The 21,433-nt window shown below is 38.4% G+C and carries 19 protein-coding genes and 1 tRNA gene; 9 read left to right on the plus strand and 11 right to left on the minus strand.

Features of this window, described 5'->3' with window-relative positions:
* Positions 1–4: 4 nt before the first annotated feature.
* Complete coding sequence (locus CAPGI0001_RS00270; protein WP_002665449.1) at positions 5–1,633, minus strand: S8 family peptidase; 1,629 nt, start codon at positions 1,631–1,633, stop codon at positions 5–7.
* 150 nt (positions 1,634–1,783) lie between these two features.
* On the opposite strand from CAPGI0001_RS00270, the gene CAPGI0001_RS00275 reads away from it, so the two are divergent.
* From CAPGI0001_RS00275 to CAPGI0001_RS00295, 5 genes are all read left to right on the plus strand, one after another.
* Positions 1,784–2,344, plus strand: a complete 561-nt coding sequence (locus CAPGI0001_RS00275; RefSeq protein WP_002665450.1) for an L-threonylcarbamoyladenylate synthase — start codon at positions 1,784–1,786, stop codon at positions 2,342–2,344.
* 71 nt (positions 2,345–2,415) lie between these two features.
* Entirely contained in the window at positions 2,416–3,690 is a 1,275-nt protein-coding gene (gene glyA / locus CAPGI0001_RS00280) for a serine hydroxymethyltransferase (protein WP_002665396.1), read from the plus strand.
* Positions 3,691–3,832: 142 nt separating this feature from the next.
* Positions 3,833–3,905 (plus strand) — tRNA-Pro (locus CAPGI0001_RS00285).
* A 23-nt stretch (positions 3,906–3,928) separates the two neighbouring features.
* Positions 3,929–4,444, plus strand: a complete 516-nt coding sequence (locus CAPGI0001_RS00290; protein ID WP_002665409.1) for a hypothetical protein — start codon at positions 3,929–3,931, stop codon at positions 4,442–4,444.
* 12 nt (positions 4,445–4,456) lie between these two features.
* The gene (locus tag CAPGI0001_RS00295) at positions 4,457–5,272 is read left to right on the plus strand and encodes an alpha/beta fold hydrolase (RefSeq protein WP_002665393.1); all 816 of its coding nucleotides are present in this window, start codon (positions 4,457–4,459) and stop codon (positions 5,270–5,272) included.
* A gap of 77 nt (positions 5,273–5,349) precedes the next feature.
* Here CAPGI0001_RS00295 and CAPGI0001_RS00300 read toward each other — a convergent pair whose 3' ends face one another.
* The 5 genes from CAPGI0001_RS00300 to CAPGI0001_RS00320 form a co-directional block, all read right to left on the minus strand.
* Positions 5,350–5,997, minus strand: a complete 648-nt coding sequence (locus CAPGI0001_RS00300) for a rhodanese-like domain-containing protein (protein ID WP_002665398.1) — start codon at positions 5,995–5,997, stop codon at positions 5,350–5,352.
* A gap of 9 nt (positions 5,998–6,006) precedes the next feature.
* On the minus strand, positions 6,007–7,029 hold the full coding sequence (gene galE, locus CAPGI0001_RS00305; protein ID WP_002665402.1) for a UDP-glucose 4-epimerase GalE: 1,023 nt from the start codon (positions 7,027–7,029) through the stop codon (positions 6,007–6,009).
* 13 nt (positions 7,030–7,042) lie between these two features.
* Positions 7,043–7,879 (minus strand): mechanosensitive ion channel family protein, encoded by an 837-nt coding sequence (locus CAPGI0001_RS00310; RefSeq protein ID WP_002665469.1) that lies wholly within the window; start codon positions 7,877–7,879, stop codon positions 7,043–7,045.
* Positions 7,880–7,979: 100 nt separating this feature from the next.
* Entirely contained in the window at positions 7,980–9,389 is a 1,410-nt protein-coding gene (ftsA, locus tag CAPGI0001_RS00315; RefSeq protein ID WP_002665472.1) for a cell division protein FtsA, read from the minus strand.
* Between the two features lie 89 nt (positions 9,390–9,478).
* Complete coding sequence (locus CAPGI0001_RS00320) at positions 9,479–10,246, minus strand: cell division protein FtsQ/DivIB (RefSeq protein WP_040359157.1); 768 nt, start codon at positions 10,244–10,246, stop codon at positions 9,479–9,481.
* A gap of 174 nt (positions 10,247–10,420) precedes the next feature.
* On the opposite strand from CAPGI0001_RS00320, the gene CAPGI0001_RS00325 reads away from it, so the two are divergent.
* Positions 10,421–11,338 carry a UDP-3-O-(3-hydroxymyristoyl)glucosamine N-acyltransferase gene (locus CAPGI0001_RS00325; RefSeq protein WP_002665380.1) on the plus strand — a complete coding sequence of 306 codons (918 nt, stop codon included), beginning with the start codon at positions 10,421–10,423 and terminating at the stop codon, positions 11,336–11,338.
* 18 nt (positions 11,339–11,356) lie between these two features.
* A complete protein-coding gene (locus tag CAPGI0001_RS00330; protein ID WP_002665392.1) occupies positions 11,357–12,640 on the plus strand; it encodes a glycosyltransferase in 1,284 nt (427 codons plus the stop codon).
* Between the two features lie 4 nt (positions 12,641–12,644).
* Here the strand turns inward: CAPGI0001_RS00330 and CAPGI0001_RS00335 are convergent, their stop codons facing one another.
* The 4 genes from CAPGI0001_RS00335 to CAPGI0001_RS00350 are packed head-to-tail and all read right to left on the minus strand — an operon-like array spanning position 12,645 to position 16,774.
* The gene (locus CAPGI0001_RS00335) at positions 12,645–13,112 is read right to left on the minus strand and encodes a DUF805 domain-containing protein (RefSeq protein WP_002665430.1); all 468 of its coding nucleotides are present in this window, start codon (positions 13,110–13,112) and stop codon (positions 12,645–12,647) included.
* Positions 13,102–13,332 carry a hypothetical protein gene (locus tag CAPGI0001_RS00340; protein ID WP_002665465.1) on the minus strand — a complete coding sequence of 77 codons (231 nt, stop codon included), beginning with the start codon at positions 13,330–13,332 and terminating at the stop codon, positions 13,102–13,104. The genes CAPGI0001_RS00335 and CAPGI0001_RS00340 overlap by 11 nt, the downstream gene beginning before the upstream one ends.
* Positions 13,333–13,372: 40 nt before the next feature.
* Entirely contained in the window at positions 13,373–14,248 is an 876-nt protein-coding gene (locus tag CAPGI0001_RS00345) for a hypothetical protein (RefSeq protein WP_002665475.1), read from the minus strand.
* Positions 14,249–14,266: 18 nt separating this feature from the next.
* Positions 14,267–16,774, minus strand: a complete 2,508-nt coding sequence (locus CAPGI0001_RS00350) for a UvrD-helicase domain-containing protein (protein WP_002665401.1) — start codon at positions 16,772–16,774, stop codon at positions 14,267–14,269.
* Positions 16,775–17,235: 461 nt separating this feature from the next.
* Here CAPGI0001_RS00350 and CAPGI0001_RS00355 point away from each other — a divergent pair, with 461 nt between their 5' ends.
* Positions 17,236–18,981, plus strand: a complete 1,746-nt coding sequence (locus CAPGI0001_RS00355) for a thiamine pyrophosphate-dependent enzyme (protein WP_002665390.1) — start codon at positions 17,236–17,238, stop codon at positions 18,979–18,981.
* Between the two features lie 165 nt (positions 18,982–19,146).
* Positions 19,147–20,097, plus strand: a complete 951-nt coding sequence (locus CAPGI0001_RS00360; protein WP_002665452.1) for an NAD(P)H-dependent flavin oxidoreductase — start codon at positions 19,147–19,149, stop codon at positions 20,095–20,097.
* On the opposite strand, the gene CAPGI0001_RS00365 is transcribed toward CAPGI0001_RS00360, so the two are convergent.
* A partial coding sequence (locus CAPGI0001_RS00365; RefSeq protein WP_002665388.1) for a ComEC/Rec2 family competence protein occupies positions 20,086–21,433 on the minus strand: 1,348 nt, incomplete at its 5' end. The genes CAPGI0001_RS00360 and CAPGI0001_RS00365 overlap by 12 nt on opposite strands.

Below are 21,433 nucleotides of genomic sequence, written 5' to 3' on the forward strand. Positions count from 1 at the left end.
TCACTTATTTGCTACGCTTAGCTGCTAAGATAATAGCGTTGTAAGCATTGAGTATTTTTCCAGATTTGCTAAGAGAGGAGAAAGGCATACGCTGAGCTTCTTGTTCTTCGCCGCGGCCACCCACAAGCACCTCTTTCACGGTAGGAGTAACCCCTGATTCCATAAGTATTTGTTTTACTTCACGTGCTTTTAACTTAGGGAAGTAAGCGCGGATAAGCGCCGCAACCCCAGCCACCTCAGGAGCTGCCATGGAAGTACCACTTAGGAACTTATATTTGTTTTCAGGCACTGTAGCATAGATTTCCACTCCAGGGGAAAATAAGTCTACATTATTCTTTCCATAGTTAGAGAAAGAAGCTACTAAGTTTTCATTGTATTCATAGTTAAGAGCCCCTACAGTAATCATAGTGTCGGTGAACTCTTTTCCACCAATATTATCATCAGGGAAAGTAAGCTGTACATCTACATTTTTGGTATCATTCCCCGCAGCATTTACGATAAGGACATCTTTTTGAGCTGCATATTTCAGTGCATCATATACCCACTCTTTGTGAGGAGAGAACTCCTTGCCGAAAGAAGTGTTGATCACCTTAGCTCCATTGTCAATAGCATAGCGTAAGGCGAGGGCTACGTCCTTGTCATACTCATCACCATCAGGGACAGTACGTACAGGCATGATACGCACATGGTCAGCGACTCCATCTATACCTATATTATTATGGCGTACAGCGGCGATGATTCCCGCTACGTGAGTACCATGTAGAGCCCCCTCGGCAGTAGGACCTACTACATTGTTATTTCCATAGTACTTGTCGTTGATATCATCAGGATTGTCCTTAAGAATTGTCTTTCGAGGAGAGAAATCCTTATTGAGTCCATATTGTAGGCGTTCCTCAAAGTGCTTAATTCCATCGGTGAGTTCTTCTAAAGTTTCTTTTACAGAAACCTCATTGCTAAGAAGATACTTCATACCACGGATAGCCCCTTGTAGTTGTTCGGAAGAAGTATTAATTTTCTCCAAATCCTCTAAGGTATATTCCTTTTTTCCTAAGTGCGCTTGGATAAGAGCATCACTCTGAGCAATTCTCTCTTTGATCTGGGAGTAGAAGTCTACTTTACCTTGTGCATCTTGGTATTCCTTATTATATTTATCCAAAGCCCTTTGATAGTCAGGGTTTTTGGTATCGCCACTCTTGAGGATACGTACATACTCAAGATTTTCTTGGTTGATTTCTCCTAAGAAATTCCAGCCATGTACATCGTCCACATAGCCATTTTTATCATCGTCGATACCATTGTTAGGAATCTCTTTAGGGTTTGTCCAAATAATAGATTTAAGGTCTTCGTGGTTGATATCCACTCCAGAATCCACTACCCCTACGATTACCGTTTGAGCCTTTCTTCCCTTCAAGGCATTGTAAGCCTTTTCCAACGAGATACCAGGATACCCTGAGGTAAGCAAGTCACGGTGCGGCCAAGTCTTCAGATCATCTTTGTTCGGTTTTTCACTAATAGAAGGGATATTCTTACCTTCTAAAGTTTCCAATGGCAAGGAAGCTATCTTAGAAGTTCCCCCACAGGCCACCAAGAGCCCAGAGAATGCCATATAAAAAATAGGATTTTTACAAATCATTGTATGAAATATTTTAAATGCCGCAAATGTACAGTTTTTTTTTGAAACGAAGTTTAAAATCTTAAAAAAAAGATAAACAGAGACCTTTTTATAGTATTTTTGGGCGAAAAAAGTTATCTTTGCTTCGCTTAAAGAAAAGGTTATAAACCTATGGAAATCAATGAAATAGTAAAAGAAACACTTTCATTTTTGCGAAGCGGGAAGGTCATTCTCTATCCCACAGATACTATATGGGGATTGGGTTGTGACCCCTATTCAAGAGAAGGAATACAACGTATACAGGCGATCAAGCAGCGAGATATCCGCAAGAGCTTTATCCTGCTGGTCTCCTCCTACCAGATGCTACAGCGCTATGTGGCAGTATCGCAAGAGACTCTTGCCTTTTTAGACAAGCAAGAGCGGCCAACCTCAGTGATTTATACTCAGGTATATGACTCTCATTTGCCAGAGGCTGCCGACCATTCTTTGGCTTTCAGGGTGGTAAAAGACCCTTTTTGTAAGGCACTAATAGATGCCTTCGACGCCCCGCTTGTCTCCACCTCCGCCAATATAAGTGGAGAAGAGAGCCCTAAGAACTTTTCCCTGATAAGTGAGCAGATCAAGAAATCCGTGGATTATATAGTCCCTTACCGAAGGGAAGAACAGGGAGCAGGACAGCCGTCGCAACTACTAAAGATAGAAGATAATCAGGTTATTTTTCTTAGAAAATAAATATAGAAAAAAGTTTTGATAATTGGGGGAAAAGAAGTATATTTGCACCACCTATTAATAAATTATTTCCTATGAAAAGAGACCAACGAATTTTTGATCTCATCCAGCAAGAAAAAGAAAGACAACTCAGAGGGATAGAGCTTATTGCCTCAGAGAATTTTGTAAGCCCTGAGGTAATGGAAGCAGCTGGCTCCGTACTTACTAATAAGTATGCTGAAGGATACCCTGGAAAGCGCTACTATGGTGGATGCCAAATAGTAGATCAGGTGGAACAACTCGCCATAGATCGTGCTAAAGCCCTTTTTGGAGCGGAATATGTAAATGTACAACCCCACAGTGGGTCTCAGGCGAATGCTTCTGTATATGCAGCTTGTCTTTCTCCTGGGGATAAGATCTTGGGATTTGACCTCTCTCATGGAGGACACCTTACTCATGGTGCTTCTGTAAACTTCTCAGGAAAGCTCTTTCAGCCTGTTTTCTATGGGGTAGAGAAGGAGACAGGGCTCTTGAACTATGATAAGATAGCGGAGATAGCCCATAAGGAAAAACCTAAAATGATTATAGCAGGGTATTCTGCTTATTCAAGAAATATTGATTTCAAGCGCTTTAGAGAGATAGCTGACAGTGTAGGAGCGTTTCTTATGGCCGATATAGCCCACCCTGCGGGACTTATTGCTAAGGGATTGCTCAATGATCCAATTCCTTTCTGTCACTTCGTAACAACAACTACGCATAAGACTCTTCGCGGGCCAAGAGGAGGGATGATTATGATGGGCAAGGACTTCGAAAATCCATTTGGACTAAAAACACCTAAAGGGGAAATTCGTATGATGTCCTCTCTGATAGACCTATCCGTGTTCCCAGGTAACCAAGGAGGGCCTTTAGAACACATCATTGCGGCTAAGGCAGTATCCTTCGGGGAAGCCCTCTCCGATGCCTTCTTGCTCTATGCAGTACAGGTACAGAAGAATGCTAAAAAATTAGCCCAGCTCTTACTGGAAAAGAACTACAATATCGTATCCGGAGGTACCGATAATCACCTAATGCTTATAGACTTAAGAAATAAGAATATCAGCGGTAAGGAAGCTGAGGCAGCTCTTGTAAAAGCCGATATTACAGCCAATAAGAACATGGTGCCTTTTGATGATAGAAGTCCTTTTGTAACCAGTGGTATTCGATTGGGTACGGCAGCTATCACCACACGAGGACTTAAAGAAGCCGATATGGAAGTGGTAGCAGGCTATATAGATGAGGTAATCAACCATGCTAATGATGAGAAACTGCTTGAGAGTATTGCTAAAAAAGTGAATGAATTCATGCATGGAAGACCACTTTTCAATGATTAATGAACAATAATTAATGATAAATAATGAATGACAAGTGACTAATTATTAGTTGTTTTTCATTCATTATTTATCATTGAAAAAAAGTTTTTTTATTTAAAGAAAAATACGTACTTTTGCATTCGCAAAACAGTGATGTTTTTCTCGGGATGTAGCGCAGTTGGTAGCGTTCACGTATGGGGTGCGTGAGGTCGCTGGTTCGAGTCCAGTCATCCCGACTATTTTTTTAATCTACTTTTGGATGTTTCACAGATACATTAAGATAGCGCTGGCGGTGCTTATTTTTGCCTTTGCTATTTATCAATTTACCTTAGGAAATATTGGGAATGGGATATTTTTGATACTGCTTTCTCTTTTCCCTATACTCTTCTATTTTAAAAATGAATTTTTATTATTGGCCTTCCTAAGACTTCGCAAACAGGATATAGCAGGGACAAAGAAATGGCTTGACTATATCAAAAATCCAGAAACAGCTCTTATTCCTAAGCAAAGAGGTTATTATAACTACCTCTATGGTATTGTCACTTCTCAGACCAATCTTACTCAAGCAGAAAAATATTTCAAAACAGCACTCAAGTATGGGCTTAATATGAGTTATGATGAGGCAATGGCAAAACTTAGTTTGGCTGGAATTTCTATGCAGAAAAGGCGTAAAAGAGAAGCTCAAGAGTACCTAACCCAAGCTAAGAAATTAGACAAACAAAACTTGCTAAAGGATCAGATCCGAATGATGCAAGAGCAACTCAAGAAAATATAAATATTTCTTCATATGAAAAACATTTCTATTACTTTCCTTTTTTTCCTATTTATATCACCTTTATTGAGCTTTGGGCAAGCCTCTTTCTCAGTGCAAAAAATAGGAAATAAAGGAAATTCTATTTTATTTATTCCTGGGCTTGCCTGTTCTGCAGAAGTATGGCAAGATACAGTTAAGGAATTTAGTCCCAATCATACTTGCTACCTTTTTACTATGGCAGGATTTGCAGGAACTGCTCCAGTAAAAAATCCAAGTTTGGATAATTGGGCAGAAGCGATTATTTCTTATGTCAAAAAGGAAAAAATCAAGAAACCTATTATTATTGGACATAGCTTGGGAGGTATGCTTGCTATGAAAATAGCCGCAAAAGAGCCTAAACTACTTCAGAAAATAGTAATAGTAGATGCACTACCAGCTCTTGCAGCTCTCTCCAATGGTGACTTTAAGGTGGATCCTAATAAGGATTGTACTCCTATAATTAAGGAATTTGTGGGGATGCCCAAAGAAAATTTCCAACAGGCACAGACATCATCAATGGTCTACTATACCGAAAGCAAAGATAGAATCCCTCAAATAATACAGTGGAGCATGGATTCAGATAGAGAGACAATCGGGAAAATGGTTTGTGAATTATCTAATACAGATCTTAGAGAGGAGATACAACATATAGAAGTGCCTACATTAGTATTGTTAGAGTCTGTTTTTAGCTTCTCAAAGGATAAAATAGAGCAACAATATGCAAAGCCCCTAAAAAGGAACTTAGATATGCGAACAAGGGATTGCACTTCGTTATGTACGATGACTTTGATTGGTATATCAAGCAACTAAAAGAGTTTATCTCTAAATAATATGATTTTAATAGAAAAAGCTGTCCGAAAAGGACAGCTTTTTTATTTATAATGTATTTACTCCTTGAAATACTTGGACTTGGTAAGGATGAATAAGTTTTCATCATCGACACCTATAAGTTCATGCTCTATTTCTGCAGGAATATTGTAAGTATCCAAAGCCTTTAGTAGGATTTCTTGTCCATTGATCAAGAAGCGAATTTCCCCTTTGACAACCACTAAGAAAGCAGGTACATCGGTAGTGTGTTTCTTAAGGATAGCTCCTTTGCCCAACGCTACGGCAACTTGTTTGACACCTTCTCCATTTTTGATAACCGATACAGTTTGTTTGTCCGTACGATAAGAGAGCCTATCCATAAGGTTTTCTTTTTGCAAGGTTTTCACCTGTTGGTAAGTGCCACCATTGATTGCTTTTATATGGTGTTTTTCCAATAGTTTTCTAGCAGCTTCTGCACGTCTTCCAGCCCTGCAGAATAGGATAATATTGGACTTACCCTTGAACTGATCAAGTTCCTTTTCTATCTTGTCCACAGGGATATTGACAGCATTGAGGGCAGAGCCTTGGTCAAATTCCTTTTCTGAACGTACATCGACTAAGAAAGCATCTTTTTCATTGACCAATGTAGCCAAAGATTTTTCTTGAGCTTGTAGCGCCCCTCCCAAGAGAGAGAGCGCGGTGAAGGAGAGTATTTTTGTTATTTTCATCGGATAAAATTACTTATTTCTCAATTTCTTTTCCCAATTCCAGGCTGAGAGGAGTGCCTCCTCAAGAGTCTGTTTAGCCTTCCATTTCAATACTTCATTGACTTTATGGGTATCGGCATAGGCAGCCACTACATCTCCGGCGCGGCGGCCTACAATTTTGTAAGGAAGTGCTTGCCCTGTGACCTTCTCAAAAGCCTTGATCACCTCGAGTACTGAGCTACCCTTACCTGTACCTACGTTGAACACCTCATAGTTACCCTGAATCTTACCCTGAAGGATGTATTCGAGTGCCGCCAAGTGTGCTTCGGCCAAGTCTACTACATGGATATAGTCACGAATACAAGTTCCATCGGGGGTAGGGTAGTCATCACCATATACAGAAAGAGATTCCCTTAGACCAATAGCTGTTTGGGTTATATAAGGGATGAGGTTTTGAGGTACTCCATTGGGTAGTTCTCCAATAAGGGCTGAAGCGTGAGCCCCAATAGGGTTGAAGTAGCGAAGGGATATTGCCTTGATGTTTTTAGCTATAGTACAAGTATCACGGATAATCTCTTCATTGATCTGCTTGGTATTGCCATAGGGGCATTCCGCTTGTTTGAAAGGTGCATCTTCTGTGACAGGGAGCTTGTCCGCTTGGCCATATACAGTACAAGAAGAACTAAAGATAAAAGCAGTATTCTTTCTCTTCTGAAGCTCCTGAAGTAGGTAGATAAGTGATGCAATGTTATTTTCGTAGTATAATAGTGGTTTTTCTACACTTTCGCCTACCGCCTTAGAGGCGGCAAAGTGAATCACTCCATCTATATTGGGGTAGCGAAGGAAGAAATCCTGTACTTTATCCTTTTCTCTAAGGTCTATTTGTTCAAAGATAGGAGCTCTTCCTGTGATTTTTGCTATTCTATCCTTGACTTCGATAGAGGCATTGGAGAGATTATCAATAATAATAACCTCATGCCCTGCTTGTTGTAGGGCTACGGTAGTGTGTGAGCCAATAAAGCCCAAACCACCTGTGACTAAAATGGTTGCCATATATTAAAATATTTTATTTAGAGATAATATGTACATCTCTTTGAGGGAAAGGAATTTCGATACCTTCCTTATCAAAGGTCAGCTTTATTTGTTCTATTAGGTAGAAATGAGTATTCCAATAGTGCTCTGTTTTAGACCATACACGTAGGGTGAAGTTTACCGAGTTATCTGCTAATTCATTTACAAAAACCGCAGGAGCAGGGTCTTGTAGCGCAGTAGGGCAGTTCTTTGTAAGGGTATAGAGAATTTCTTTAGCTTTTTTTAGGTCAGATCCATAGCCAATGCCTACAATAATATTGTCACGACGCGTTTCTGACTCGGAGTAGTTGATAATATTGTCAGAGAAAAGAGGTCCATTAGGAATCATTAGCTTTTCGTTACCGAACTTAATAATGGTGGTATAGAACATACCGATACGTTCCACAGTCCCTATATGACCCTTAGCTTCGATGGTATCACCTATGCGGAAAGGCTTGAGGATAAGAAGCATAATTCCTCCAGCAAAGTTCGAGAGAGAACCCTGCAAAGCCAAGCCTACGGCTACCCCTGCAGCAGCTAAAGCCCCTAAGAAAGAGGAAACTGGCACTCCCACTTTTTGGATAACAGCCAGCCCTAATATGATGTAGAGTACCCATCGTAGTAGCTCATTGACAAAGTTCTGAATAGTAATATCTACCGCACGCCTTACCATGATACGCCTTACAAACTTTCGGATAAGGCGGCATACCCATATTCCTACAAAAAGTAAGATAATTGCCCCAATAAGGTTAGGTGAGTAAGAAATCATCTTATCGGCGAATTTGTCTGTAAAAGACTGAAGATTATTGATATAAGTATCTTTTTCGTTCATAAAAAATTATATATTTTTACTTTAAGCCACAAAAATAAGGATTATAATTGTGCTGTACAACTATAATCCTTTATTTAACATTTGATTGAATATAATAGGCTTAATCCATGGACTTGAAGAAGTCTGTGAACTTATCCGAGATAGTTTTGAGAATTGTTTTCTTTTCAGGTTTTACGATTTCTTCCTCCTCTTCTTCTTTTTTTGGGGTGACTACAGGGGTTGGTTCTATAGCCACAGGAGCTGCTACTTCAGGAGTGGTGAGAGGGGTTGGTTCCTGATGTGAGTGAACTTCAGGTTGAGGGGTATCTTTTAGGTGAGAAAAGTCAATACGTTGTCCTTCGTTTTGTTCACGCTCAATTCCATCAAGCAAGAGTCCTATAGCGGTGGCATAGATAGGAGAAGAAAGCTCTGGAGGGGTATTATTGGCCAAGTGTTCGTTGGGGTGACCAATGCGTGTAGGTAATCCAGTGATATACTCCACTAACTGAGGAAGGTCTTTTAGCTCACTTCCTCCACCGGTGAGGACAATCCCAGCGATGAGTTTCTTGCGAGGCTGGTCATAGCCATAATTCTTGATTTCGTTGAATACAGCTTCAATGATTTCCTCCATACGGCAGCGGATAATGCGAGCCAAGTTGGTCACCTGTATCTCCTGAGGTTCCCTTCCCTTGAATACCTGAATATTGATTACCTCATTCTCCTTGGTATATTCCGGTAGGGCAGATCCAAACTTGATTTTAAGCATTTCAGCCTGTTTGTCGAATACTCCACAACCTTCCTTGATATCTTTATCAATGATATTTCCTCCGAAAGGCACTACCGCAGTATAGCGGATATATCCTTCCTTGAAGATTGCCAAATCAGTAGTACCGCCTCCTATATCTACAAGGGCTACCCCTGCATCTTTTTCAGCCTCACTGAGCACAGAAGCAGAAGAAGCAATAGGCTCTAAGGTAAGCCCCTTGAGCTCAATGCCCGACTTGGTGACACAGCGCTGGATGTTCTTGATAGGAGCTACCTGCCCAGTCACGATATGGAAAGTTCCTTCCAAGCGAGCCCCCACCATCCCTACAGGATCATGGATATCTTCCTGATTGTCTACCTTATACTCCTGAGGAAGGATATGGATTACCTCCTCGCCAGGGTAGCGATTCTTACTGCTCATCACACAATGACAGAGAGCATCCAAGTCCTCCGAGGAAATCATCTCATCAGCATTCTCTCGTGTGATATAGTCAGAAGCTTCGTTACTCTTGATATGTTGTCCAGCTATACCTACATAAGCCTCAGAGATCACTACCCCTGCTTTGGCTTGTGCTAGATCTACAGCTTGTTTTATAGAATCGATAGTTTTTCCTATGTTTCCCACCATACCACGGGAAATACCTTGACTCTTGGCCTTACCATAGCCTAAGATCTCCAATTTCCCGTATTGATTTTCACTACCAACGATTGCCACAATCTTGGTAGTACCTATATCAATTCCCGCAATGTATTTTTTTTGATTCATTTTACTATCTGTTTTCATTTCCCAATATATCTGAAAGGTTATTTTGCATTTTTTATTTCTTTATAATACTTTTGTATTTTATTAAGTTTTTACTGATTTCGCTCCTCTACCACAGCATGGGCATGAGTGCATACTACCTGATTGTAATATTGCAAATTCACCTCTGTGTATCTGTCCAAGAAATTATCCTTTGCTGCCTTTTTATAAAAAGCTTTTAAGTTGTTGAATTTTAAATTAATATCATCAGATTTTCCTAAGCATACTGAGAAGTTAGCCCCTCGTAGTCGCGCAAAGAATTTGCCTTTGTTCACTGAGAGCTCTACGATATTCTCTCTAAGGAAATGATCCATATAGATATGCTTGAGAATGATATGAGCATCCTCCCACATAGGCTCTTCTACCCCGCGAACCAAAGGTACCCGAGCAGAAGAAGCATCGGAGAGCGGCATACGCTTGCCCTGTATATCCATATAATAGAACTGTCCCCCCCTGACCATCCTTGCGATGGGTTCCCGCTGCTTGATCACTATCTTGAGCACTCCATCGATAGTGAGGTAGATATCCGCATGCTCCACCATAGGATTGGCAGCCAACATCTTCTCTAAAGCATTGATTTTTATCTCTTGTAGGGTGTATTCCTCTGCATTCTTGGCTGAAAAAAGCAGGTTCTCCACAGCATCATTGGTAATATATTGTGCTTGCTGTATATGCTGGGTATTTTCCTGACGAGAAATGACAATCTTTTGTATTTTTCGGTTGTTATTCCTATGAAAAGAAAAAGATTGTAAGAGAATAGGCAAGAGAAAAATACAGCTGATTTTGAGAATGATAAATATTTTATTTCTTTTACTATTCATCCAGAGAAAGAGCCATATGATATACGGGGCAAAGATAGGAATAAATATTAGGTAGAAGTCAATCGAAAAAGCGTTTTTTATCAACAAAAGAACATACTTATTTTTTAATAAAAAATTCACTATTTACCTATTTATATTTTCAGTATCTTTGTACCCTAAAAGCAAAAGAAAGAAATGAAATTTCCACAACCCTATACCTTAGAACAAATAGCTACCATCATAGGTAGTCGCTATGTAGGTGATAAAGACTTTCCTGTATTGGGAATGAATGAGATACATGTGGTAGAGGCAGGCGATATCGTCTTTGTAGATCATCCCAAGTACTACGACAAGGCCTTACACTCTAAAGCAACTATAGTGCTGATTAACAAAGAAGTACCCTGTCCTGAAGGCAAAGCCCTATTGATCTCCGAGGATCCCTTTCGTGATTTCAATAAGCTCACTCGCTTCTTCAAGCCCTTTGAGCGAGCTACTGCTCTGATCGCTCCTACTGCTCAGATAGGAGAGGGTACTATAGTCCAACCTGGTGCTTTTGTAGGCAATCATGTGGTCATAGGAAAGAACTGCCTTATTCATGCCAATGTTACTATCTATGATCATTGTGTGATAGGGGACAATGTGACTATCCACTCAGGAACAATACTTGGAGCTGATGCTTTCTACTATAAAAAGCGTCCAGAAGGCTTTGATAAGCTCCTCTCAGGCGGGCGTGTAGTGATAGGAGATCAGGTGGACTTGGGAGCTCTCTGTACCATAGATCGAGGGGTGACAGGCGATACTACCATTAAGAGAGGTACCAAGATAGACAACCATGTACATGTGGGGCATGATACTGTCATAGGAGAGGAATGCCTGATCGCTTCCCAAGTGGGAATTGCAGGTTGTGTAGTGATCGAGGATAGGGTTACCCTATGGGGGCAAGTAGGTATCACCAGTGGGGTGACCATAGGTGAAAAAGCAGTCATTTTGGCACAGAGTGGCGTTAGCAAATCTCTCGAAGGTAACCAGACTTATTTTGGCTCTCCAGCCGAAGAAGCCCGTAAGAGATACAAAGAATTGGCCTCAGTGAGGGCTCTTGTGGAAAGACAGTAACAGAATAGGGAAGAGCAGATGAAGAAAGTGCTGATAATTACCTACTATTGGGCACCAGCGGGAGGACCTGGGGTACAACGTTGGCTGAAATTTGTCAAGTACCTGCGTGATTTTGGTATAGAACCCATTATCTACACCCCTCAGAACCCTACCTATCCTATGGTGGATGCACATATAGCTGATGACCTTCCACAAGACTTAACCCTACTCCAAACAAAAATATGGGAGCCTTATTCCATAGCTTCTCTCTTTTCTAAAGAGAAAACAAAGAAAATAAGTGCGGGGATTATTCCTACCAAAAAGCTCTCATGGGTGGATAAGTGCCTGCTATGGGTGCGTGGCAATCTCTTTATCCCCGATGCGCGGGTATTCTGGGTACGCCCCTCAGTGAAGTATCTATCTGACTATATTACCACACATGGGATAGATACCATTATCACTACGGCTCCTCCCCATAGTGTACACCTGATAGGGATGCACCTCAAAGAAAAATTTCCTTCTCTACGATGGATCGCTGACTTTCGCGACCCGTGGACGAATATAGGCTACCATTCTCAGCTACGACTTACCAAAAAATCAGCAGAAAAGCACCTTACCTTAGAGCGAAAGGTGTTGCAGACAGCCGATACTATTATCGTAACCAGCCCCAGCACCCAGCGGGAGTTTGCTGCAAAGACTCCAAAACCCATTGTGCTGATTACCAATGGTTATGATGATACTTTTACTAAGGAAGTGTCGCTATCTCCTTATTTCTTGCTTTCCCATATAGGCTCTTTGCTCTCGGAGCGCAATCCCGAGCCTCTTTGGCAGGTGTTGGGAGAAATGGTACGAGAGAATGAAGCGTTTAGGAAGGACTTACGTATATGCTTGGCGGGGAAGGTAAGTGAGGAAGTCTTTGCCTCCATAGAGAAATATGGGCTAACCTCCTCCTTGGAGTACAAGGGGTATCTGAGCCATACCGAGGCACTGGCGCTACAGCGAAGCTCTCAGTTGTTACTGCTTTTGGAAATCAACCATCACAAGACAGAAGGCATCATCCCAGGGAAACTCTTTGAGTATATGGCCTCGCAGCGTCCTATTCTCGCCTTGGGCTACTCACAATGGGATGTGAAGGAGATTATCTCCCAGACCCAAACGGGTATTACCCTTTCGGTAACCGATACATCCGCTATTAAGCAAGCCCTTACCCAATACTACGCTCTCTATAAGGCAAATCAACTCCATACCCAGCCCACCTCACTTGGGGCCTATCATAGAAAGGCACTTACTCAAAAGCTTAGTGAGGTGATTTTGGAGAAATAGATTTTTAGTATTTTTGACTATAATTCTTTCTATAATCCTTATTGTATTTACTATAAGAATTCTCTTTCTTTTGATGTGTAGAAGTATCAGTATCCGAAGGAGGGCTATTTTCAGAGGCTGTCTTCTTTTGAGAGTGCCTATACTTGGGTGATTCTCCGTAGTAATTAGTCTTTTTATCTCCTTCTTTCAAAAGCATAATAAAATAATAGAAAGGAATCCACTGAAACCAGCCACTGTTTCCCAGATCATGACAGCGCTTAGCCCCCTGAGCTAAGGCTAACCATATAATAGGGATATATAAGAGGATAAAAAAAGACATATTCTCTTGGGTTAAGAGAATACTTATAAGGATAAGGGTACTTAAAAAAATACATATAATCAGGCTTACCCCATAGGTAGTCCTACCAATACGCCCAGAGGAAGAAAAAAGGTTACTAAGCCAAGAAATGAAATATTCCCATTTAGTCTTCATAGCCACATAGTTTTCTTCCTTTTTCTACAGCTTCTTTTACGGTGAGTTTTTCTACATCTGTAGAGCATTGTCTTAGTCCTCTACAATGAGGATTGTAGTGATAAGCAGCGCTATTAGGTCCCTTGCAGATATATACATAAGTTTCACTTACCTCATTACTCGAGCAAGCAATTATACTCACAAAAAAGACAATGAATAGAGAAATAGTTTTTGCTTTCATGGATGTTTTTACTGGTTTAAGAATTGTATTTTATGAGATACTATCGCTTTTTCTGAACATAGTTTTCCAAATCACTAAAGAAGATCTCCATATAGTTGATTACTTTCAAAAGAAATGTATCCGACAAACGAATATAATAATCACTATTATTGTATTCTGTTTTAAGGAAGTTTTCTGTTTGGATAATCTCTTCTAAGTTCTTGTGTATATACTCTTTATCTATACTATTTTTTAGTACCTTTTCTGTCAATACACTGAAATAATGAGGGTTATTGTGTATGATTTGATTTCTGAGTACTCTTATACTATCTAAGAATTGCCAATGTATCTGTTCGAATATAAAGCTCTCTACCTTACAAAATTTGGTGAGAAATTTTCCACACTGTACAGTAGCATCTCCTTTTAGGTCACAATAATGAATAGGGGCTTTTTCTCCTAAAATGTCACAAAGCCTCTTTAATTGATTTTCAAAAAAAGAATATATCAATACTAAAGTAGTATTGTTTTGTATAATCGTAAAAGACGAGATGTTTAATTTCTCAGGATCTTCTTCAAAAGAGCCTTCATTTTCAATTAGATATTCACCATCTCCTTGTAGCCATCTTAATTCATCGTATAGCCTTTGTGCTTTACATATACCAAGTATTTTTTCTTCTCCTTCTTTATCTTTTGTTAGTAGATCAATTTCATTTTGTAATTCTTGTATTCTCTTGATTCTTTCAGGATTATCTTTGTTTTCTTCATAATTTTTCTGATAATTCTCAAGTTCTTTTTCTATTATTTCATTCTTTTTTTTCTCAATAATAGCCTCTTCTCCATCAGTAAATTTTTTTTGATAGTTGATGTATTGTTTAAGAGTTTCTGTTCCCCCTCTAAACGTACTGAAAAATTCTTCTATTCTTGCTGTTTGGTTCATAATAATATATATTTTGGATTATTCATATACTTTGATATTCTTATTATCTTTATTCATCTCAATATATTCACAGACTAACTTTCCAATATCTGAGTTTTTATCATCTATCTGTATATATAGAGTATCTATAGCTCTTGTTAGAGCCATTAGTAGCCAATTTGTTGCATATATCTGTTTACGTTTTTCATTAGTTAGGTCTTGATTATTATATCTTGTTTTATTTAATAAAGTTCTCTCAGCTTTCTCTTCTTTATATTTTATCTCAAAAAAAGTATCTAAGCCGAAACAACATACAGCAAAAGTTTCCAATCCTCTACAAGATTCATAATGGATGATGCGAGTATCATCAAAATCGAAAGGTAAATGTTTGCTTTTTGTACCATTATAACATTGGTATCCATTATCTTCTAATAATTTGAGATATTCCCAACTTCCTTTTTTCTCCTTTATGTTAGTAGTATTTACATAGTTATTTTCATAAATATGAGTTTTATTTTTGTGTGAAACTCCTTCTGAATTTTCCTCTTGTTCATCTTCTGGGGTTATGAGTATTAGTATACTTTCATAAGGCTTATAACCATTAATAGAAGATTTTTCTTTTAACTGATTATAGATAGATAGAATTTCAGGATTTCTTCTAAAATCAAAAATTATTTCGCCACGATCAATATATTCTTTAGGAGCAACTTCTTCATTGAGAGAATGTAATTTAAATTCTATATTTATTTTGTTTGCAAAGAAATTACATAACCTAATTACCTCTTCTTTACTTCTATAAGATGTGGATACAGGATCTTTTTTTGTTGGTATGATAGGTTTGTGTGGTATATAGTTTGTCTCTTTGTATCCTGTTTCTGTTTCTGCTTTTCTCTTTCTCCAATCACAAAGTTCAGGATATCTTATTAACTGCTCTTCTCCTCCATTAGCAACAATGATTTTTCCTTCTCCAAAAAGTTTTATAAGAATTTCTTTTTCATATTCGTAACAATCTTGAGCCTCATCTACAAATATTAGGTCATATTTTATAGGTAATCGATTCTTTTTATCCTCAATGTGTTTTGAGAAGGCTCTAAAACTAATTTCATTACTTTCGTTATTAAGATTTAAAGACGTTTCTAATAGTTCTTTCTTATTTCTTACATCATATTCATTATAGAATTCGGAGGTGTTATTAAGTACTTTATAGAGTATTCGTAAAAATTTTTCATAGTCTTGATTAAATAGACCTCCATCATTATCTTGTTTTACTGAAAGTAAAAGATCTGCTAAGTACTCTTTTTTCTTCTTTATAAATATTTCTATACTCCTATCATAAGAATTGATATAATCTCTAGCATAGTCCTTAGTTACAGAATCTAGGTCATCACGATTTTGGAAATAAGTTTTTAAATTCTCTTTATTAAAATCAAAATCAGTTAGTCGCAAGGAGTTTAATATATCAGATATTATTGGCATATTTTTTTCTAATATATTTACAAGTTCTTCATATCTCTTTTTGTTTTCTTTATATCTCTTATGCTTTTCTAACTTAATAACACCTGTCTTTCTACATAAATCAAAGAAAAAAGAATGAAAAGTATTGGCTGGAACCCTCCCTACCTTAGATTCTTTTTTCAAATTTGATATACTTTGAAATGTTTTATTGATATCATGTACTAACAATCTATTATAAGATAAAAATAGAATATGTTGTCCTTTTATATAATGTTTATAAGCAATGGTTAATAATCTATTTGTCTTTCCATTTCCGGCTTTTCCTTCTACAATAATAAGTTTATTTCCTATCTCTTTTTCAACAGTTGAGAGATTAGCTCTTTGTTTTACAATATTTTCTATTTTTCTTTTTGTGAGGTAGCCATATTCACTATCTTTTGATATTCTATCTACAATTTTTTCAATATCAAAAGGAACTACTTCATAAGCTCCCGACTGAGACCATTTTTTTATAGAGCAGAAATACATTTCTTGTGTATTTTTCTTAAAATATTCATCTAACATATGAAAGTCAAAAGAGGCACCTAATAAATAATTGGTAGTAACACATCTATATTTAGGACTTAGTATCTGTATAATAGGAAAAGGAATATAAACATATTCTTCTTTATCTATGATATTCTCTTCTCTAAATATTTGTGTTAGGTATTCTCTTATTCCACTTTTTAACTTCTCAAGTTCATTTTGATAATCAATTTCACCTTTTTCAGTCAAGAATACACGATCATCGCTTTCATCAGAACTATATAATTCTTTATCTATATATTTATCAATAAACTTGACAGGAATGATTTGATTTTGAAAAAGACTATTTTCATTAATTCTATAGTAACTATCTTTTTTATTTGGAACAATAATTACAAGTAATAGATCTATATCTATTATATTTGATATAGGAATAGGGAATCTATTAAAGAGATATATTTTTGCATTAGGGCAAGTATTGTTAAGTACTTGATGTACACTTTCTTCAAAAGCTTTATAATCTATATAAGGAGATTTTCCATTTAGGGAGATAATTTCTATAGCCATAATATTGTTATTGGATTTCCTACTCTTTTACAGGCTTTTCGGGTTTTGTCTAAAATATAAACCTACTTAAGAAAATTATAAGTAGTTTTTGTAAATAATATACTAAATATTTTATATTTAGTATATTTTTGTACTAAATAGAACTTTACTTAGTTACGAATTTTTAACGAGTTATACAAATTTCTCATAATAAATTTTATTTTTTACAGATATTGTTTTATTCAAAGACAAAGATACTGAAAATATTTGATTTTAATTAAGTAAAAATGTTAAATTTCATATGGCTTGTATTGTTGTTTAATGTGTTGAATTTCAGGTAGATGTTTTTTACTTCATTTAAAAATAGCTTTTTGTTCTTCACTCTTCATTCAAAAATATCCTCGCTGTTATTTTGTTTTAAAAAATTTGGAAAGAGGAATAAAATATGTACTTTTGTCGCTCAATTAGAGAAATAAAAAATTATGAGTAAGAATGTATCTGACCAATTGGTCGAAATGTTAGTACAAGCAGGGGTAAAAAGGGTCTATGCCATTACAGGAGATAGCCTTAACCCTGTCAATGACGCTATCCGTAGGGATGGTCGTCTCGAATGGATACACGTACGCCATGAGGAGTCAGCAGCTTATGCAGCTTCTATGGATGCTGAGCTCAATGGTATCGGCTGTTGTATGGGTAGCTCTGGACCTGGGCATGTACACCTAATCAATGGGCTTTATGATGCTAACCGCTCTGGGAATCCCGTGATTGCCATAGCCAGCACTTGTGCCACTCATAAGTTTGGTACCCATTGGTTCCAAGAAACCAATCCATTCCTATTGTTTCAGGATTGTAGCAAATATGTGTATGTAGCCAATACTCCTAAACAGTTCACTACCATGATGCAGCGTGCTATACAAACGGCTATCAACGAGAAAGGCGTGGCTGTCTTGGGCTTACCTGGCGATGTGGCAGGAGCTGACCAGGAAGAAGTTCCTACTGCTACACAGACTTTCTTAGCCAAGCCTGTAGTGCGCCCCTCTGACAGTGAGCTTGACAAATTGGCAGCAGTGCTCAATGACACCAAGCATAAAAAAATCACTCTCTACTGTGGGCATGGTTGCCAATATGCAGTGAAAGAGGTAGAGCAACTTGCTGAAACTCTCAAAGCACCTATCGTGGCTTCTTTCCGAGGTAAAATATTCTTCGACCGTGTCGATAGCCCTTATATAGCAGGAATGAATGGACTGTTAGGACATCGTTCTGGATATGATGCTTGTGCCGAATCAGATGTACTTATCATGCTGGGAACGGATTTTCCTTATGCGGAGTTCTTGCCTAAGAAAAATACCATCATTCAGATAGATGAGCGCCCAGATATCATCGGTCGTCGAGCCAAAGTGGATTATGGCTTTGCTGGAGATGTGAAGGATACGATTGCGGCTCTATTGCCTAAGTTGACTCCTCGTACAGAAGATAGTTTCTTAAAGAAAATTCACAAAGAGTATGTGGAACTTGAAAAATCATTGGATGACTATGCCAAGGAAAAAACGGAAGTAGACCAGATAGACCCTGAGTATGCAGCTAAGCTCTTAGACAAATATGCAGCTGATGATGCTATCTTTACAGTGGATACGGGTATGAATGTGGTATGGGCAGCACGCTTTATCAAGGGAACAGGCAAGCGCTACCTTACCGGTTCGTTCAATCATGGTTCTATGGCCAATGCGCTCCCAATGTCTATCGGTGCAGCGGCCTCTTCTAAGGGCAGACAGGTAGTTGCTATGTGTGGTGATGGAGGACTTTCTATGCTCTTGGGGGACTTGGCTACCCTGATGCAGTATCAATATCCAGTGAAGATATTTGTCTTCAACAACCGTTCGCTCGCGATGGTAAAACTCGAAATGGAGGTATCAGGCTACCTTGATTGGCAGACCAATATGGTAAATCCTCCTTTTGATAAGCTCGCCGAGCTGATGAATATAAAGGGCTATGAAGTTCGTAAAATGGAAGATCTTGAGGCTACTGTAAAAGCGGCCTTTGAACACGACGGACCTACTTTGGTAAATATCTATACCAATCGTGATACCTTGGCGATGCCTCCTCATATCACTTTCGAACAGATGAAAGGCTTTGCTACTAATGTGATAAAGAAGATAGGACAAGGTGATTTTGCCGAGGCTAAGGATAGTATTGCCAATAGCATGAAGCATCTTAAAGATATTTTTTAGAAGATTAATGAACAATGTTCACTGATTGCTGACTAGGAAAGTAGGGATAAGGAATTATTCCTACTTTCTTATTATAAACTCTTGACAAACCCTTGAAAATATTGTATCTTTGCAATTCTAATCTACTTTATACAGAAAAGATATTAACCATTAATCATTATTGTTATGCAAACACGTATTACAGAATTATTTAATATACAATACCCAATCATTCAGGGCGGAATGATATGGGCGAGTCAGTGGCCTTTGGTGGTAGCGGTGAGCAATGCTGGAGGGCTGGGATTGTTGGGCTCTGGCTCTATGTCAGCCGAGGAATTGCGTACTCAGATCAGGCAGTGTAAAGCACATACCTCCAAGCCTTTTGGGGTAAATGTACCTATAATGTATCAAAATAGTGCACATACTATGGAGGTGATTATGGAGGAAGGAGTACCTGTGGTCTTCACCTCTGCGGGGAATCCTTCCCTTTGGACAGCACAGTTACAAGAGCGAGGCATCAAAGTTGTACATGTGGTCAGCAGTAGCAAGTTTGCTCTCAAGGCACAAGCAGCAGGAGTAGATGCGGTAGTGGCCGAAGGATTCGAAGCAGGAGGCCATAATGGAAAAGAAGAGACTACCACCTTAGTACTTACTCCTCAGGTATGTAGTGCTGTGGATATACCTGTCATAGCTGCCGGAGGAATTGCCACAGGCAGGGGGATGTATGCTACCATGGCCTTAGGGGCAGAAGGCATACAGATGGGCAGTCGCTTTATAGCTACAAAAGAAGCAACGGTTCATCAGCGCTTCAAAGAAGAGGTTATTAAGGCGAAAGAAGGCGATACCATTTTGACTTTAAAAGAATTATCTCCTGTACGCTTACTGAAGAATCCATTTTATGCTCAGATAGAAACGCTTTACCAAAGTAGAGAAGCAACACCAGAGAAGCTCAGAGAATTATTTGGAAAAGGGCGTACCCGAATGGGGATGTTTGAGGGAAATTTGGATGAAGGAGAGCTGGAAATAGGGCAGGTAAGTAGCCTTATTCACGAGGAGAAAAGTGTAGAAGCCGTTTTTGAAGAAATCTTGACAGAATTTGAGCAAGTGAGAAATCAAATGTATACATTAAAGAGATAAATTTCCATCTTCTTTGGTATAATGGAAGGGAATGTGTAGCTTCTGGCAAGTAAGTTTCCATTTTTCTACGATAAAAGGACGATTGCTCCCATCTGCAATGAGCATTTTAGGCTGGATAGTGGATAAGAATTTTTCCAAATGGATTTTGGGACTATTCCTAAGCAAGATATAGTCAGTAGGGAAAGAACGATCTAAGTAAAATGGAGCATCAATGATGGTGAGAAAATCATTCTTAAAGGGGATAATGTTTCTAATAGGTTCATAATGAATCTCTTGTAGCTGCTGTTGGGTATGGAAATTTTGAAGAAGTTTTGTAGGAATCTCCAAGGTATCAGACAGATAAAAGGTAGCTTGCTTTCCTACTTGGGAGGCAATGATGGTTTTCTTATATTGTTGAAATACAATAAGCTGCTCTGTATGAATACTTTCATATTTCAAATAAAAGAGATAACTTTGCATCAGTAACAGAGAGAATAGAGAAAGGTATAAGAAGGTTATCTTTCTTATTTTTAGGTATATAGCTCCTCCTATAATACACAGATAGCAGAGCCAAAGAAGGATCCTATCAAAATAGACATCGCGTATCACCATATGCTCTACGGAGGCTACCCAAGCAATAATTTTATTCATCAGGTGGAGAATCGTATCATAACAGTAGATAAGTCCTGAGGTCACCCATCCCCTATAAGATAGCAAGACAACAATGATACCTATTGCTAATATTCCTCCTAAGAGAGGGAGAATAAGGATATTGGTAAGCAGGAATAATCCTGCAAATTGGTGAAAATAATATAAGGATAAGGGAAAAACACCTATCTGAGCGGCAATACTTACTTTGATAATATTGGTGAAAAAATTCAAGAGTTTGTTCTCAAAATAGATATATCTGTTAAAATAGGGAAGAAAGAACTCGATAGAGAGTACAGCCATATAGCTCAGCTGGAATCCCACCTCAAATAGAAAAGTAGGCTTACACAGTAGTAGAATAAAGGCAGAGAGTAGTAAGCTATCATATCGGGCTCTTCTGCTTTCCATAAGATAAGCAATACTATAGCAGCCAAACATGAGGACTGCTCTTAGTACTGAGGCGGAAAAACCAGTCAGGAGACTATAGAAAGATAAACAGCCTAAAAGGATTTCTATCCTAATGAGTTTGTACCTTTTGGGGACAAAGAGAGTCAGTAAACTGGTTAAGAAGAAAGTGATAATCCCAATATGTAGCCCAGAGATGGCTAAAATATGCACCGCACCAGCATCTATATATTGTTGATAGATTTCCAAATGGCTATCTGTGCGTATTCCTAATACTAAGGCCTTGAGTACAGTTCTGGAGTCT

Origin of the sequence: Capnocytophaga gingivalis ATCC 33624 (assembly GCF_000174755.1) — a bacterium.
GTDB lineage: Bacteria > Bacteroidota > Bacteroidia > Flavobacteriales > Flavobacteriaceae > Capnocytophaga > Capnocytophaga gingivalis.